13 protein-coding genes are annotated in these 15,150 nt (G+C 72.6%); 5 read left to right on the top strand and 8 right to left on the bottom strand.

Annotation, left to right across the window (positions count from 1 at the left end; genetic code table 11):
* Positions 1 to 48 precede the first annotated feature (48 nt).
* Genes HHX37_RS23840 through HHX37_RS23830 form a run of 3 tightly spaced genes read right to left on the bottom strand, consistent with a single transcriptional unit; the run spans position 49 to position 2,935 of the window.
* Complete coding sequence (locus HHX37_RS23840; RefSeq protein ID WP_182886835.1) at positions 49 to 519, bottom strand: S26 family signal peptidase; 471 nt, start codon at positions 517 to 519, stop codon at positions 49 to 51.
* A complete protein-coding gene (locus HHX37_RS23835; protein WP_310740498.1) occupies positions 516 to 2,396 on the bottom strand; it encodes an ABC transporter ATP-binding protein in 1,881 nt (626 codons plus the stop codon). The genes HHX37_RS23840 and HHX37_RS23835 overlap by 4 nt, the downstream gene beginning before the upstream one ends.
* The gene (locus tag HHX37_RS23830; protein ID WP_182886834.1) at positions 2,393 to 2,935 is read right to left on the bottom strand and encodes a TlpA family protein disulfide reductase; all 543 of its coding nucleotides are present in this window, start codon (positions 2,933 to 2,935) and stop codon (positions 2,393 to 2,395) included. Before HHX37_RS23830 ends, HHX37_RS23835 begins: the two co-directional genes overlap by 4 nt.
* Before the next feature lie 276 nt (positions 2,936 to 3,211).
* Here HHX37_RS23830 and HHX37_RS23825 point away from each other — a divergent pair, with 276 nt between their 5' ends.
* Entirely contained in the window at positions 3,212 to 3,796 is a 585-nt protein-coding gene (locus tag HHX37_RS23825) for a dihydrofolate reductase family protein (protein WP_182886833.1), read from the top strand.
* Between the two features lie 30 nt (positions 3,797 to 3,826).
* Here the strand turns inward: HHX37_RS23825 and HHX37_RS23820 are convergent, their stop codons facing one another.
* Positions 3,827 to 4,834 (bottom strand): RNA polymerase subunit sigma-70, encoded by a 1,008-nt coding sequence (locus HHX37_RS23820; RefSeq protein WP_182886832.1) that lies wholly within the window; start codon positions 4,832 to 4,834, stop codon positions 3,827 to 3,829.
* A 107-nt stretch (positions 4,835 to 4,941) separates the two neighbouring features.
* Entirely contained in the window at positions 4,942 to 6,243 is a 1,302-nt protein-coding gene (locus tag HHX37_RS23815) for an APC family permease (RefSeq protein ID WP_310740497.1), read from the bottom strand.
* 92 nt (positions 6,244 to 6,335) lie between these two features.
* Here HHX37_RS23815 and HHX37_RS23810 point away from each other — a divergent pair, with 92 nt between their 5' ends.
* From HHX37_RS23810 to HHX37_RS23800, 3 genes are all read left to right on the top strand, one after another.
* Complete coding sequence (locus HHX37_RS23810) at positions 6,336 to 6,824, top strand: helix-turn-helix transcriptional regulator (protein WP_259402143.1); 489 nt, start codon at positions 6,336 to 6,338, stop codon at positions 6,822 to 6,824.
* A gap of 5 nt (positions 6,825 to 6,829) precedes the next feature.
* Positions 6,830 to 7,240, top strand: a complete 411-nt coding sequence (locus HHX37_RS23805; protein WP_182873423.1) for a VOC family protein — start codon at positions 6,830 to 6,832, stop codon at positions 7,238 to 7,240.
* 128 nt (positions 7,241 to 7,368) lie between these two features.
* Entirely contained in the window at positions 7,369 to 9,750 is a 2,382-nt protein-coding gene (locus HHX37_RS23800) for an ATP-binding cassette domain-containing protein (protein ID WP_182886831.1), read from the top strand.
* Positions 9,751 to 9,802: 52 nt separating this feature from the next.
* On the opposite strand, the gene HHX37_RS23795 is transcribed toward HHX37_RS23800, so the two are convergent.
* The 3 genes from HHX37_RS23795 to HHX37_RS23785 form a co-directional block, all read right to left on the bottom strand.
* Positions 9,803 to 10,423, bottom strand: coding sequence for a dihydrofolate reductase family protein (locus tag HHX37_RS23795; protein WP_182886830.1), 621 nt, complete (start codon positions 10,421 to 10,423; stop codon positions 9,803 to 9,805).
* A gap of 96 nt (positions 10,424 to 10,519) precedes the next feature.
* Positions 10,520 to 12,013, bottom strand: coding sequence for a class I adenylate-forming enzyme family protein (locus HHX37_RS23790; protein ID WP_220503096.1), 1,494 nt, complete (start codon positions 12,011 to 12,013; stop codon positions 10,520 to 10,522).
* The gene (locus HHX37_RS23785) at positions 11,997 to 13,550 is read right to left on the bottom strand and encodes an NAD(P)-binding domain-containing protein (protein ID WP_182886829.1); all 1,554 of its coding nucleotides are present in this window, start codon (positions 13,548 to 13,550) and stop codon (positions 11,997 to 11,999) included. Before HHX37_RS23785 ends, HHX37_RS23790 begins: the two co-directional genes overlap by 17 nt.
* 62 nt (positions 13,551 to 13,612) lie before the next feature.
* Here HHX37_RS23785 and HHX37_RS23780 point away from each other — a divergent pair, with 62 nt between their 5' ends.
* The gene (locus HHX37_RS23780) at positions 13,613 to 15,103 is read left to right on the top strand and encodes an aromatic amino acid ammonia-lyase (RefSeq protein WP_182886828.1); all 1,491 of its coding nucleotides are present in this window, start codon (positions 13,613 to 13,615) and stop codon (positions 15,101 to 15,103) included.
* Positions 15,104 to 15,150 lie beyond the last annotated feature (47 nt).

Below are 15,150 nucleotides of genomic sequence, written 5' to 3'. Positions count from 1 at the left end.
CGGAGATACCACTCCGATACACGCGCGCTTGTACGACCGGCACACGACTCACGCGTTCAGCCGCCGGAGCACGACACCCGTGATCCTGCTCTCGGGGAGGAGGCCCCACTGCCGGGAGTCGGTGCTCCGCGCCGGGTTGTCTCCGAGGACGAGCAGCCGCCCCGGCGGCACACACGCCTCTCCCGGCGTCTCTCGCAGGGCCTCCAGCCCCGGAGGGATCGGGTCCCCCGCCACGGCCGCGGCCCGTTTGATCACCAGATTGGTGCCGCCGTCGAGCGTGACGCCCTTCCCCGGGCCCACGCGGGCGATGACGACGACGTCCCCCCGCCGGACGCGCGGCCCGGCCCGGCCGGGCCGCAGGTTCCGTACGAGGACCCGGTCGCCGGGCCGCAGGCCGGGCCGCATGCTCTCCCCGTGGACCTCGACGACGCGCAGGGTCCGGCTGAGCGCCAGCACCGCCCCGGCTGTGAGCACGGCCGCGAACGCCGCCGCGGACAGGATGAGCGGGACCGGTGTCATCTGGCCTCCGAGAGCCGCCGGCGCGGGATGTCGGCGTCCGGGTCGTCCCGCTGCCGGTATCCCTCCGCCTGCAGGGCGAACAGCTGGGCGTAGATCCCGCGGCCCGCCAGCAGCGTGGCGTGTGTGCCCCGCTCGGCGACCTGACCGCCGTCGAGGACCACGATGTGGTCCGCGTCGCGTACGGCGCCGAGCCGATGGCTGATCAGCACGCTGGTGCGGCCCCGGCGGTGTTCCCGCAGTCCCTGGTGGATCTCGTGCTCCGCCTCCGCGTCGAGCCCCGAGCTGGGCTCGTCCAGGATCAGCAGATCGCGCTCACCCCGCAGGTAGGCGCGGGCCAGGGCGAGCCGCTGCCACTGCCCGCCCGACAGGTGGACGCCCACCGCCCCGCCGTCCTCGGCGGAGCCGGGGGGATCGGCGGGATCGGCGGGATCGGCGAAGATGCGCGACAGCATCGTGTCGTACCCCCGGGGCAGGCCGCTCACGGTGCCGTGCGCGCCTGCCCGCCGCGCCGCCGCCTCGATCCTTCCCCGGTCACCCATCGCGGCGAGATCGCCCAGGCCGATGTTCTCGGCCGCGGTCATGTCGTACTCCATGTAGTCCTGGAACACCGCCCCGATGCGGGCGCGCAGCTCCGCCGGGTCGATTTCCCTGAGGTCCACGCCGTCCCACAGGACCGCGCCGCGTTCGGGGTCGTACATCCGGCACAGGAGCTTGACCATCGTGCTCTTGCCCGCGCCGTTCCTGCCGACGAGCGCCACCGAGGCGCCGTACGGGATGGTCAGGCTGACGCCGCGCAGGGCCCAGGGGTGGCCGGGCGAGTAGCGGAACCACACGTCGCGCAGTTCGATCCCGCGGCGCGGCGGCCCCGCCCGCCGGGGACGGTCCGGGACCGGGAGGTCCGGCCCGGCGTCGAGGACGGCGAGATAGTGGCCGAACAGCAGCACCTGCTGATGCGCCGAGACCAGTTCGAGGACGAGGCCGCCGACCGCCGCCTGCACCCCGGCGACGGCGGCGACGAACAGCGCCACGTCGCCGGCCCCGCCCGTGCCGTTCACCGCGTCGAGCAGAACCCACAGCAGGCCGCCTCCGGCCGCCAGCGCGGCGATGGTCCCGGTGGCGGCCTGGACGCGCAGCTCCCGCCGGTCGGTACGGCTCCGCTCGGCGTTCGCGGCCCGCCGCTGGGCGTGCAGCAGCCCGCGCAGGTGCCCCCCGACGCCGAAGAGCCTGAGCTCCTTGGCGGCCCGGACGTCGACGAGGAGCTGTCCGAAGAAGAACTCGCGGCGCTCGGCCGGGCCGATGCCCCACAGCATGGCGGCGCGCCGTCGCGACAGCCACAGCTCCGCGGCCAGGGACGGCGCCGCCGCCGCGATCACGAGAACCGCCGTCCACGGGTTGATCGTCACGAGGGAGACGAGGAAGGCGGTGCCGGTCAGGACCGTCCTGGCCGCGCCCAGCGCGGCGGAGACCAGCATGCCGGGGGTCGCCCCGCCGTACTGCTGAGCCATCCGGATCCGGTCGAGGAAGGCGGGGTCCTCGAACCTGGCCAGGCCGGTGAACCGCTCGACGGCCCGGAAGAGACGGTCCTGGGCGACGAGGCCGACCCTGCGCCCGCTCTCGTCCCTGACGTACTGGACGACCTGCGGCCCGAGCGCGGCCAGCAGCCCGCACCCGGCGAGCGCGGCGCCCAGCGCCGCCGTCACCCCGGGCCGGGGGTGGCCGCCGCCGATCTCGTCGAGGACCAGCTTGGTGCACCAGGCGATCGTCACCGGCAGGGCGGCCATGAGCGCGGTGAGGGCGGCGAAGGCGAGGGTCAGGCCCCTGCTCGCCCGCCAGGCCAGACCGGCGGCGGCGACCACCGCCCGAGTCGGCGCCGTCACGCGGATGCGGGAAGCGCGTCGAGGTCGGCCAGCGTGCTCCCGCTGGCGAGGACCCTGCCGTGCCCGTCGAGCAGGGCGAGCGACGGGAAGCCCTGGACCCGCAGCGCCTTCGTCACGCCGGTGCCGTACTCCTCGACCAGCACCAGGGCGACGGGCTCCAGCGCCCGCCGCTGGGCCGCCACCTCCTCCTCCGTCCCGACGAGCACGGCCAGCACGCTGCCGCGCCCTCCGGGGAAGGACCGCGCGCGTTCGGCGAACTGCGGCAGGCGGTCCCCGCAGGCGGGGCAGTCGGGTGAGAAGACGCCGACGAGGGCCGGCTCGGTCAGCGTCTCGGCGGAGACGTGCACGCCGTCGGTGCTCACGGCGGAGAAGGCGCCGATCGTCGCTCCAGGCGGGAGCACGATCGGCGGGGACACCCCCGGCCGCGCCGCGAGCATCTCCTCGTGCGTACGCAGCCTGCGGATCACCCCGACCGTCAGCACCAGGTCGATCAGGCACAGGACGCCGACGCCGAGGACGAGCGCGCTGAGGAACGGCATGGGGACTACCTCCGTGAGGGCCTGTTCGTGAAGAGGTGGGCGATCTCGCCGATCGCCGGCAGAAGGCGAAGAGAAGGGCCACGGGCGTCCTCACCCCCGGTCGGGCGGGCGGGTCGCCACCACGCTAGGAACGGCCCCGGCCGGCGGGGTACACGACGGCTACACGCGGCGGTGTATCCGGTCGGTGCTGCTCGAATGACGCGGATCCCGCACCGATCAGTTTTCCGCGCCGCGTCCGTCTGTACGTGTGAGATCGACTCACGAGAGGCTGGCACGATGCGGAAACTGATCTTCGGCATGAACGTGACCCTGGACGGCTACATCGCCGCGACCGGCGACGACATCGGCTGGGGTGGCGGGGAGGGACCGGACTCGTCGCCGAGCGACGAGCTGTTCCATTGGTGGTACGAGCAGATGCGGGCGAGCGACCTGTCGCTGTACGGGCGCAAGCTGTGGGAGACGATGAGCTCCCACTGGCCGACCGGCGACCAGCAGCCCGACGCCACCCCGGCGGAGATCGAGTTCGCGCGGCTCTGGCGGGATATGCCGAAGGTGGTGTTCTCATCGACGATCGACAAGGTCGACTGGAACACCCGCCTGGTCACCGGCGACGCGGTCGCCGAGATCGCCCGGCTCAGGGCCGAGGACGGCGGCCCGATGGACATCGGCGGCGCGACGCTCGCCGGGGCGGCCATGCGGGCCGGGCTGATCGACGAGTACACGCTGGTCACCGTGCCGGTCCTGGTGGGCGGCGGCACGCCGTTCTTCACCGCGCTGGACAGCTGGGTGAACCTGAAGCTGGTCGAGACGCGGACATTTCCCGGCGGCGTGGTGCTGACCCGATACGAGACGAGGCGATGAGCACGGGCCAGACGACGGGGACTTGTCTGATCACAGCGTCGCGGGCAGGCCCAGCCATGGTTTGTCGGTGGCGTCGAATCCGGTGAGTTCGGCGATCCTGCCGTCGACGATGTGCAGGACCGCGATGGTGAACAAACGGTATTCCGGGTGGCCGGGGGTGCGGAGGTACAGCGCGGCGGCGGGCATGCGGTTGACCGTGGTGGCGGTGCAGCGCCAGTCGTCGTAGCCGCGCTGGAAGAGCCCATTGGAGACCCAGCCGTCCACCGCCTCCTTGGCCGTGACGGTCACGGTGCCCGGGTCGGGCAGCATCGTGAAGCGCAGGTCGTCGCGCAGCAGGGCCGTCAGCCCGTCGATGTCGTTGCGCTCATGGGCCTCGACGTACGCCTTCACCACGCCGCGCTCGTCATCCGACAGCTCGTGCGCGGCAGGGCGCCGCCAGTCGAGGCGGCGGCCGGGCAGCTGCTCGCGCATCGTCACGCGCGCCCGCTGCAGCGCGCTGGTCACCGATGCGACGGTCAGTTCGAGGGCGTCGGCGGTCTTCGACGCCGGCCAGCCGAGGACGTCGCGCAGGATGAACACCGCCCGCTGCCGTGGCGGCAGGTGCTGGACGGCGACGATGAACGCCAGCTCGACCGTCTCCCGCACCACCACCGATTCCTGCGGGTCCTCCGGGAGCATTCGGTCCGGGTAGGGCTGCAGGTAGCGCACTTCGGAGCCCGCGCCCGGCAGCTCGGCAGGCACGGGTGTGCGGTCGTCGCGCTTCTCCAGGAAGTCGAGGCAGGCGTTCGTCGCGATCCGGTGCAGCCAGGTCCGCAGCGCGGCGTCGCCCTTGAACGACTCCCGCTTGTTCCACACCCGCAGGAACGTCTCCTGCGTCATGTCCTGGGCGTCCTCGTAGTGCGCGAGCATCCGGTAGCAGTGCACCTGCAGCTCACGCCGGTAGTGCTCCGTGATGAGCGCGAACTGTGCCGCGTCGTTCGAGCGGGCCGCCGCGATGAACGCGGCCTTGTCGTCGCCTGGCGGTCTGGCGTCGGTCATGGTCGTCGATCCTTCCGCGGGTGGCGAGGGGTTACCAGAACTGACGACGTGGCGGAGGATTTCTGATCGGTGAAGCCGCTGACACCGGGCCGTTCGCAGGAGGGCCCTCACGGGCCCGCCCTTCGGGCGCGGCGGCGCAGGACCAGCCATCGGCCGGCCAGACCGGCGGCGAACATGACCAGCCCGGCGAGCACGGACGGCCAGGGCAGGGTGGCGACCAGGGTCAGGCAGCCGGCGACGCCGAGCAGGTTGAGCGCGCGCGGCCAGCGGCGCTCGGACGGGGGCTGGGTGAACGCCGAGGCGTTCGCGACGGCGTAGTAGACGAGGACGCCGAAGGAGGAGAAGCCGATGACCCCGCGCAGGTCGGCGGTGGCGACCAGGACGCAGACGACGGCGGCCAGGGCGATCTCGGCGTGGTGCGGCACCCGGTAGCGGGGGTGGACGGCCGCCAGCCAGCCCGGCAGGTCGCGGTGGCGGGCCATGGCCAGGCCGGTGCGGCCGATCCCGGCCATCAGGGCGAGCAGCGCGCCCAGCGCCGCCGGCGCCGCGCCCGCCCGCACCACCGGGGCCAGGCCGCCGGCGCCCGCCGCCTCGACCGCGGTGGTCAGCGGCGCGGGCGAGGCGGCGAGCCGGGACGGCCCGGCGGCCAGCAGCGCCGCGACCCCGACCACCAGGTAGACGGCCACGGTGACGAACAGGGCGATCGGGATCGCGCGGGGAATGGTGCGGCCCGGGTCGCGGACCTCCTCGCCCATGGTGGCCACGCGGGCGTATCCGGCGAAGGCGAAGAACAGCAGCCCCGCGGCCTGGAGGACGCCGTACGCGCCGCCGGTGCCCCGCCAGTCGCCCAGGCTGTCCGGCGCGGCGCCGCCACTCAGGGCGATCCCCGTCACCACGACGGCCAGGGCGGTCAGGGTGGCGGTGACGAGCACCCGGGTGAGCAGGACGGTCCTGGTGACGCCGTGGTAGTTCAGCGCGGCCAGCCCCAGCACGGCCGCGACGGCGACGGCCCGCTGCGCCCACCAGGGGCCGGGCACCGCGTAGGAGGCGAAGGTGAGCGCCATGGCGGCGCACGACGCCGTCTTGCCGACGACGAAGCCCCACCCGGCCGTGAACCCCCACCAGTGGCCGAGGCGTTCGCGGCCGTAGACGTAGGTGCCGCCGGAGACCGGGTGGACCGCGGCCAGTTGGGCGGAGGCGACCGCGTTGCAGTACGCGATCACCGCGGCGATCACCAGCCCGATCAGCAGGCCCGTTCCCGCGGCCCGCGCGGCCGGACCGAACGCGGCGAACACGCCCGCCCCGATCATCGACCCCAGCCCGATGACCACCGCGTCCGCCGTGCCCAGCCGGCGCGCGAGGCCGCCGTGGTCCTGCCCGTACGGCCCGGTTCGTGGCTGGGACGCCACCGCACCCCCTCGGGGTCGTTTACATCAAACGTGTTTGATGAATCGTCCGCGTCGCGGCGTCCCGGAGTCAAGCCGTCCCGGCGGCCGGGGTCATGGGCCGCCGGCAGGGCGTCGCGGCGTACGATGCCCCTGTGACCAGCACACCCGTCTCCGCACAGCGCCGCGCCGACCTCGCGCGGCTGCGCCGCGTCCGGGACCGGATCGACCGGGAGTACGCCCAGCCGCTCGACGTCGAGGCGCTCGCCCGTGGCGTGAACATGTCCGCCGGGCACCTGAGCCGCCAGTTCCGGCTCGCCTACGGAGAGTCGCCGTACGGCTATCTGATGACCCGCCGCATCGAGCGGGCCATGGCGTTGCTGCGCCGCGGCGACCTCAGCGTCACCGAGGTCTGCTTCGCGGTCGGCTGCTCGTCGCTGGGCACCTTCAGCACCCGCTTCACCGAGCTGGTCGGCATGCCGCCGAGCGCCTACCGCCGCGCCGCGGCGGGCGCGACGGCGGGGATGCCGTCGTGCGTCGCCAAACAGGTGACCCGGCCGGTCAGGAATCGAGAAGCGCGGACCACCGCGCCGAAACTAGCCTGACCTGTATGAACCTCACCATTCACGCGACCTTCCTCCCGCACGACGACCCCGAGGCCTCGCTCGTCTTCTACCGTGACACCCTCGGCTTCGAGGTCCGGAACGACGTCGGGTACGGCGGCATGCGCTGGATCACGGTCGGCCCCGCCGGGCAGCCCGGCACGTCCATCGTCCTCCACCCGCCGGCCGCCGACCCCGGCATCACCGAGGAGGAACGCCGCGTCATCGCCGAGATGATGGCGAAGGGCACCTACGGGATACTCACCCTGGCCACCGACGACGTCGACGGTACCTTCGACAGGCTGCAGGCCGGCGACGCCGAGGTCGTCCAGGAGCCGACCGACCAGCCGTACGGGGTGCGCGACTGCGCCTTCCGCGACCCTTCGGGCAACCTGATCCGCATCAACCAGGTCGGCTGACGCGCGGCCTGCCCCGGCCCGGGCCACGCCGCCGCGCCGGAGCCGCCGATCGGGTAGACAGGGGGACCGTTGCCGCGACCGCAGTTCGCCGGTACGGCCCCGCGTACGCACATGGAGACAGAGACACGATGAGCTTGCCCCCGAGCCAGGACACCCCGCCGCACGCGGCCGACAGCCATGATCTGATCCGCGTGCACGGCGCGCGGGAGAACAACCTCAAGGACGTCAGCGTCGAGATCCCCAAGCGCCGGCTGACCGTCTTCACCGGCGTCTCCGGCTCGGGCAAGAGCTCGCTGGTGTTCGGCACGATCGCCGCGGAGTCGCAGCGCCTGATCAACGAGACCTACAGCGCGTTCGTGCAGGGCTTCATGCCGGCGCTGGCACGGCCCGAGGTGGACGTGCTCGACGGCCTGACCACCGCGATCATCGTGGACCAGCAGCGGATGGGCGCCAACCCCCGCTCCACGGTCGGCACCGTCACCGACGCCAACGCGATGCTGCGCATCCTGTTCAGCCGGCTCGGCAAGCCGTACATCGGCTCGCCCCAGGCGTTCTCCTTCAACGTCGCCTCGATCAGCGGAGCGGGCGCGGTCACCATGGAACGGGCCGGGCAGACCGTGAAGGAGCGCCGCAGCTTCAACGTCACCGGCGGCATGTGCCCCCGCTGCGAGGGCATGGGCCGGGTCTCCGACATCGACCTGTCCCAGCTGTACGACGACTCCAAGTCGCTGAACGAGGGCGCGCTCACGATCCCCGGCTACAGCGTCGACGGCTGGTACGGCCGCATCTTCAGCGGCTCCGGCTTCTTCGACCCCGACAAGCCGATCCGCGACTTCACCAAGACCGAACTGCGCGATCTGCTCCACAAGGAGCCGACCAAGATCAAGGTCGACAACATCAACCTCACCTACGAGGGCCTGATCCCGCGCATCCAGAAGTCGATGCTGTCCAAGGACAAGGAGGCGCTGCAGCCGCACGTCCGGGCGTTCGTGGAGCGGGCGGTGACGTTCACCACCTGCCCCGACTGCGGCGGCACGCGGCTCAGCGAGGCGGCCCGGTCGTCGAAGATCGGCGACGTCAGCATCGCCGACGCCTGCGCCATGCAGATCAGCGACCTGGCCGAGTGGGTGCGCGGCCTGGACGAGCCGTCGGTCGCGCCGCTTCTGACCACGCTGCAGCAGACCCTCGACTCGTTCACGGAGATCGGCCTGGGTTATCTCTCGCTCGACCGGCCCTCGGGCACGCTGTCGGGCGGCGAGGCCCAGCGCGTCAAGATGATCCGCCATCTCGGTTCCTCGCTCACCGACGTCACCTACGTCTTCGACGAGCCCACCACGGGCCTGCACCCCCACGACATCCAGCGCATGAACGACCTGCTCCTGCGGCTGCGCGACAAGGGGAACACGGTGCTCGTCGTGGAGCACAAGCCGCAGACCATCGCGATCGCCGACCACGTCGTCGACCTCGGCCCCGGCGCGGGCACGGCGGGCGGCACCGTCTGCTACGAGGGCGACGTCAAGGGGCTGCGGAGCGCCGGCACCGTCACCGGCCGCCATCTCGACGACCGGACCCGGCTCAAGGAGACCGTGCGGACGCCCTCCGGCAGTCTGGAGATCCGCGGCGCCAGCACCCACAACCTGCGCGACGTCGACGTCGACATCCCGCTCGGGGTGCTCGTCGTCGTCACCGGCGTCGCCGGCTCCGGCAAGAGCTCCCTCGTCCGCGGGTCGATCCCCGCGGGCGCGGGCGTGGTGTCGGTCGACCAGGGCGCGATCCGCGGCTCGCGGCGCAGCAACCCCGCGACGTACACCGGGCTGCTCGACCCGATCCGCAAGGCGTTCGCGAAGGCCAACGGCGTGAAGCCGGCGCTGTTCAGCGCCAACTCCGAGGGCGCCTGCCCGGCCTGCAACGGCGCCGGCGTCATCTACGTCGACCTCGCGATGATGGCCGGTGTCGCGACCACCTGCGAGGAGTGCGAGGGCAAGCGCTTCCAGGCCGCGGTGCTCGGCTACACCCTCGGCGGCAAGGACATCAGCGAGGTGCTCGCGATGCCGGTGACCGAGGCCGAGGAGTTCTTCGGCACCGGTCCGGCCCGCACCCCGGCCGCCCACCGCATCCTCCGCCGGCTCGCCGACGTCGGGCTCGGCTACCTCAGCCTCGGCCAGCCGCTCACCACCCTGTCGGGCGGCGAGCGGCAGCGGCTCAAGCTGGCCACCCACATGGCCGACGACGGCGGCGTCTACGTCCTCGACGAGCCCACCACCGGTCTCCACCTCGCCGACGTCGAGCAGCTGCTGGGCCTGCTCGACCGGCTCGTCGACTCCGGCAAGTCGGTCGTCGTCATCGAGCACCACCCGGCGGTCATGGCGCACGCCGACTGGATCATCGACCTCGGGCCCGGCGCCGGTCACGACGGCGGCCGGATCGTCTTCGAGGGCGTCCCGGCCGACCTCGTGGCCGCCCGCTCCACCCTCACCGGCGAGCACCTCGCCGACTACGTCGGCGCGTGACCGCGGCGCACCGGCGCGTGGTATCGGCGGTCTGGTGTCCCGGTAAGGGACTTCAGGCCGTCGCGTACCGCGGGCGCCCGGCCGGCCGGTAGACCTGGATCGTCACGCCCTTCGAGTCGACGCGCGACTCGACCAGGTCGAGCGCGAGATCAGGGCCGGCGTCCGGGAACAGGCGCGCGCCCTGGCCCAGAACGACGGGAACGACGATCAGCGTCATCTCGTCGACCAGGTCGTTCTCCAGCAGCCATCGGGTCAGGGTGCCGCTGCCGTGCACCTGCAGCTCACCGCCCGGCTTGGCCTTCAGGTCCGCGACGGCGGTCGCGAGGTCGCCGGACAGGACGGTGGTGCCCGGCCACGCCGGGTCGGCGAGCGTGGCCGATGCCACGTACTTGGGCCGTGTGTTCAACGCGCGCATGACAGGCTCCCAGCCGGGCACGTCCCGATCCGTCCAGGACCCCCACGAGCCGGCGAACAGGTCGTAGGTCCGCCGGCCGAACAGGAACGCGTCGGCGCGCCGGTAGGTCTGCTTGATGAACGTGTGGGTCTCGTCGTCGCCCTTCCCCAGGGCCCATCCGCCGCGCTCGAATCCGTTCCTGCGGTCCTCGTCCGACGCGCCGCCGTTTCCCTGCATCACTCCGTCGACGGTGACCTGGGTCATGGTGGTCAGCTTCACGATCGCGGTTCCCCTACCTCGGCGCCGCCCCTTGTGGGCGGCCTCACCCCTGCTACGAACGCCGCCGCCCCGATCCGACACCGCCTCCCGGATTTCTCAGGGAAACTTCCCGGACGCCGGTCGGCCTCGGGGTATCGCGGGCGTCAGAAGGCGCTTGTCCGGTTTGCCGTTCGGCGCCGTCGGCACCTCGTCGAGGACGGTGATGGTCGCCGGAACACATGCCTCGCCGAGCCGCTCACCGACCAGCGCCCGCAGCGAGCCCAGGTCGGGGATCCGGTCCGCCACCGGTACCACGAACGCGTGCACCGCCTCGCCGGTGTCCTCGTCCGGGGCGCCGACCACGTACGCCTCAGCGATGTCGGGGGCGGCGGCCAGGACCCGCTCGATCGGGCCGGCGTAGTAGAGGTTCGCGTTGACGATGACGACGTCCCGGGTCCGCCCGGTCAGGTACAGTCGGCCGTCCTCGTCGAAGTGGCCCAGGTCCCGGGTGCGCACCCACCCGTCGACGAACACCTCCGCGGTCTCCGCCGGCTCGGCCCAGTAGCCGATGGCCTGCGCGGGGGTACGGACGTACAGCTCGCCGTCGACGCCGGGCGGGACGGGCCGGCCGTCCGCGTCCCGGACCTCGACGTCGACGACGTCCGGCGGGAACCCGACCGACGGGGGGACGTCCCGCGGCGTGGCCATGGAGATCGTGCCGGTCTCGGTCTGCCCGTAACCCTGGAACACGACCGGGCCGAGCACGTCCAGTGCCTCGCGGAGCCGGGACGCGTCCAGCGGCGACCCGGACACCATGAGCGCCCGGAGACTGCTCAGGTCGGCCGGGGCGGTGCGCTGGGCGGCGACGAGTTTGTACAGGCGAGGCACGGTGATGACGCTGGCGGTCGCCCGGTACCTGGTGATCGCGTCGGGGAACGCGGGCGGGTCGGCGACGACCATGGTCCCGCCCGCGGCGAGCGTGAGCACGCCGTACTCCATCATCACCTGGCTGCCCAGCGACCCGAACACCAGGTAGCGCCGCAGCCGGGAGGCCAGTTCGCGGATCGCCGGCGGCCACGCCTCCGGGCGGGCCGTCCACGCGGCGTTCATGGCGGCGTAGGTCTGTGCGCAGGCCTTGGGCGTGCCGGTGCTGCCGCTGGTGTAGACGAGCCGGGCGACGTCCTCCGGCCGGCCGGACAGGCGCAGCGGACCGTCCTCGCCGGACGCGGCCAGCAGCTCGGAGACGGTCAGCGTGCGCGGCGCGTGCTCCGGCCCGGTGGCCGCGTCGGTCACGACCGCGGTGATGTCCTGGTGGAGCACGTGGCGCAACTGGCCGTCGGGCAGCCCGGGCCGCACACCGACGGCCCGGGCTCCCACGACGTAGGCGGCGATCGTCGCGGCGAACGCCTCCGGGGTGACGCCAAGCATCATGGCGAGGCCGTCCCCCGGCCCGACGGCCGCGGCGCGCAGCCCGGCCGCGATCCGCCGGACGAGGCCGAGCATCTGTGCGCCGGTGACGGCACGGGCGCCGTGCTCGAAGACGGGCCGGTCCCCGGCCGCCTCCAAAAGGTCCAGGACGGCACGCGGGTACGGCTCAGCCGGCGTCGGCAAGGCACTCCTTGACGAAGACGGCCAGGGGCTGCTGGTGCACCTCCGGCAGGTTCCACTGGTTCTCCAGGTTCTCCGCCAGGTGGTGGACGCCGGTCGGCGCGCCGTCCCGGTAGTGCCGCACCACGGGGTGCAGGTAGCTCGCGTCGTGGGCGTTGACGGCGTCGTTCTCGACGACCCTCGGGATCGAGATGTCGAACGGGTCGACGGCGTCGTGGCCCTGGCCGTACTCAAGCGTGACGACGAACGTGTGCCGGGCGCCGCCGAGGCCGCCGTCGGCCACGTACGCCACCGGGACCTCCTCCTGGTACAGCGCGGTGCCTCCGGTCACGGTGACGACGTCGCCGAGCACGCCGAACTGCTGCCAGAGCGCCGACGAGCGGTCGACCCGGGCGATGATCGCCTCGCTGATCGCGTCCGGGGTGGGCTCGACCCGCTCGGCCGGCCAGGTCGCGCCGTGGTACCGGGTGGTCAGGATCCGGTAGAGCGCGCGCACCCCGTACCGGAAACCGTGGATGAACCCGCTGGTGCCCTTCTTGAAGTCGCGTTGCTGGGTGATCGTGCCGGCGAAGTACAGATCAGGCACGTTGACGGACTCGTACGCCGGCGTCTGCTCGGGGAAACGGTCGTTGATGACCAGCGCGGGCCGGCAGCCGTCGTCGAACACCGAGGCGTCGAAGCGGAAACCGGTGCACACGACCACCCGGTCGTAGAACAGCTCGCGCAGCGCCTCCACGGTGCGGGCGTAGCGGAACAGCACCCGGTAGCCGCCGTCGGCGCGGCGTTCGATGCTCTCCACCGTGCCGTCGAGGACCGTGTTCTGGGACTTCAACTGGTAGCTGTCGAGGAAGTTGTTGTTCACCGCGCGCAGGTGCCCGACGTAGTGCGACTGCCAGGCCATCCTGACCGAGTGCGGCCCGGCGACGTGGATGACCGCGGCCTTGGCCATGAGCGCGTCGGCGGTCTCGAACCCCGAGTTGCCCTTGCCGATCACCAGGACCCGCTGGTCGGCGAAGGACGCCGGGTCGGTCTCGAACGTGTCGTAGCGTTCGGCGAGCTCGACGCCCGGGATCGGCGGGACGTGCAGCTGGGAGACCCCGGTGGCCACGACCAGCCGCCGCCCCCGCCATGAGCGTCCGCTGCCGTCGGTGGCGGTGAACCCCTCGTCGTCACGGCCGATCCGGACGACGTCGACGTCGTAGTGCACCTTGACGCCGGTCGCCGCCGCGTAGTCGGACAGGTAGCGCACGAGATCGTCGGCCTGCGGGAAGTACTCCTCGCTGTAGCGGGTGAACAGCAGCTCGGGATCGTCGCTCAGCAGCGAGTTCCAGTCCATCCGCAGCCGCAGCTCCGGGTCCTGGTACCCCGTGTGCACCTTGTTGATGGAGATCAGCTGGCGGTGCCGCGGGAACCGGGTGAAGAAGGTGCCCGGCCCGGCTCCGCGTTCCAGGACGACATAGTCGTGACCGCCGTGTTCGAGCAGTGCGGCCAGCTGCAGCCCGGCCGGTCCGGCCCCGATGATCAGGTAGTCATGCGCCATGAGCCGGAAGCTACGGGCGAATTCTCATAGGATTCTGAGAATCGGCTGTCTACGGTCCGGGCATGCCCGCCGTCGAAGACACCATCGACCTCAGCGCTCCGCTGCGCTCAGCCGACCTGCACCGCGCCGCGACGCCGGTGTCCGTCGTGGTCGGCGCGGCCGTCCGCGACCGCGTGGAACGCGGCCGTGACTTCCTCCGCGACGTGCGGGAGGACGAACGTCCGGTGTACGGCGCGACCACCGGCTTCGGCGCCCTGGTCGGGTTCGCCGGCCGGGAGGAGGAAGCGGACCAGTGTGACAACACCCTGGCCCACCTCGGCGCCGGGCAGGGGCCGGATCTGCCCCACGACGTGAGCCGGGCCGCGCTCCTCGTGCGCGCGTGGTCGCTCGCCCAAGGGGCGTCCGGGGTTTCGGCACACGTGGTCGACGGGCTCGCCGCGATGTTCACGACGACGTTCGTCCCGGCGATCCCGCGCTACGGCTCGGTCGGCGCGAGCGGGGACCTGATCCCGCTCGCCTATGCCACCCAGGCGCTGCGCGGACGGGGACAGGCCTATCTCGACGGCTCGCGGATGCCCGCGGCCGAGGCGCTGCGCCAGGCCGGGCTGACCCCGTTGACGCTCGACGGCCGGGACGCCCTCGCGCTCGTCAACGGCACCTCTCTCACCACGGCCGCGACCGCCCTGGCCCTGGACAGCGTGCGGTCTTCGCACCGCGCGCTGCAGGCGCTCACCTGTCTGCTGGTCGATCTGCTCGGCTGCGACCCGGGCTTCCTCCACCCGCGACTGCTCGGCGCCTACGGCCATCCCGGCGCGATCGACGTCGCCGACGGCATGCGCAAGACCCTCGCCGGGATCCTCCCGGCCGGCACACGGGCGCTGCAGGAGCCGTACAGCATCCGCTGCTCCCCGCAACTGCTGGGCGCCGCCGAGGACGCCCTGCGTTACGTCGACGGCGTCGTCGCGGCCGACCTGTCCAGCGTCAGCGACAACCCGCTGTTCTTTCCCGACGACGACCTGGTCGTGCACGGCGGCAACTTCTTCGGGCAGCCGGCCGCGTTCGCCGCCGACCTCCTGGCGACGGTCACCGCCCAGCTCGGCAACCTCGCCGAGCGGCAGCTCGACCTCCTCGTCGACCCGGCCCGCAACGGCGGCCTGCCCCCGATGCTCGCCGCCGGACCCGGCCGTCAGCACGGGATGCAGGGGGTGCAGCTCGCCACGACCGCGTTCGTCGCCGAGATCCGCCGCGCCGCCGTGCCGGCGAGCATGCAGAGCCTGCCGACCAACCTGCACAACCAGGACGTGGTGCCGTTCGGCACCCAGGCGGCCCTTCGCGCGTACGACATGGCCGACCTGCTGCGGCTGCTCTGCGGGTCGCTGGCGGTGGGGCTGCGGCAGGCGGCGCACGTCGGCGCCCGCCGCCCCACGGCTCCGGGCTGCGCGGCGCTCCTCGACACCCTGGTCGAGGCGATCCCCGCGGTCGATCCCGACCGCCCGCTGGACGCCGATGTCCGCAAGGCCGCCGAGCTGCTCACCGCGACACTCCCTCTGTGAGCGACAGCCTCCGGGTTCTCGCCCATAGCCGTTCCGCACCGGGCCCC

The sequence above is a fragment of the Microbispora sp. H10885 genome, assembly GCF_014161415.1.
Taxonomy (GTDB): Bacteria; Actinomycetota; Actinomycetes; order Streptosporangiales; family Streptosporangiaceae; genus Microbispora; species Microbispora triticiradicis.
This window is presented reverse-complemented; position numbering and strand designations above follow the sequence as displayed.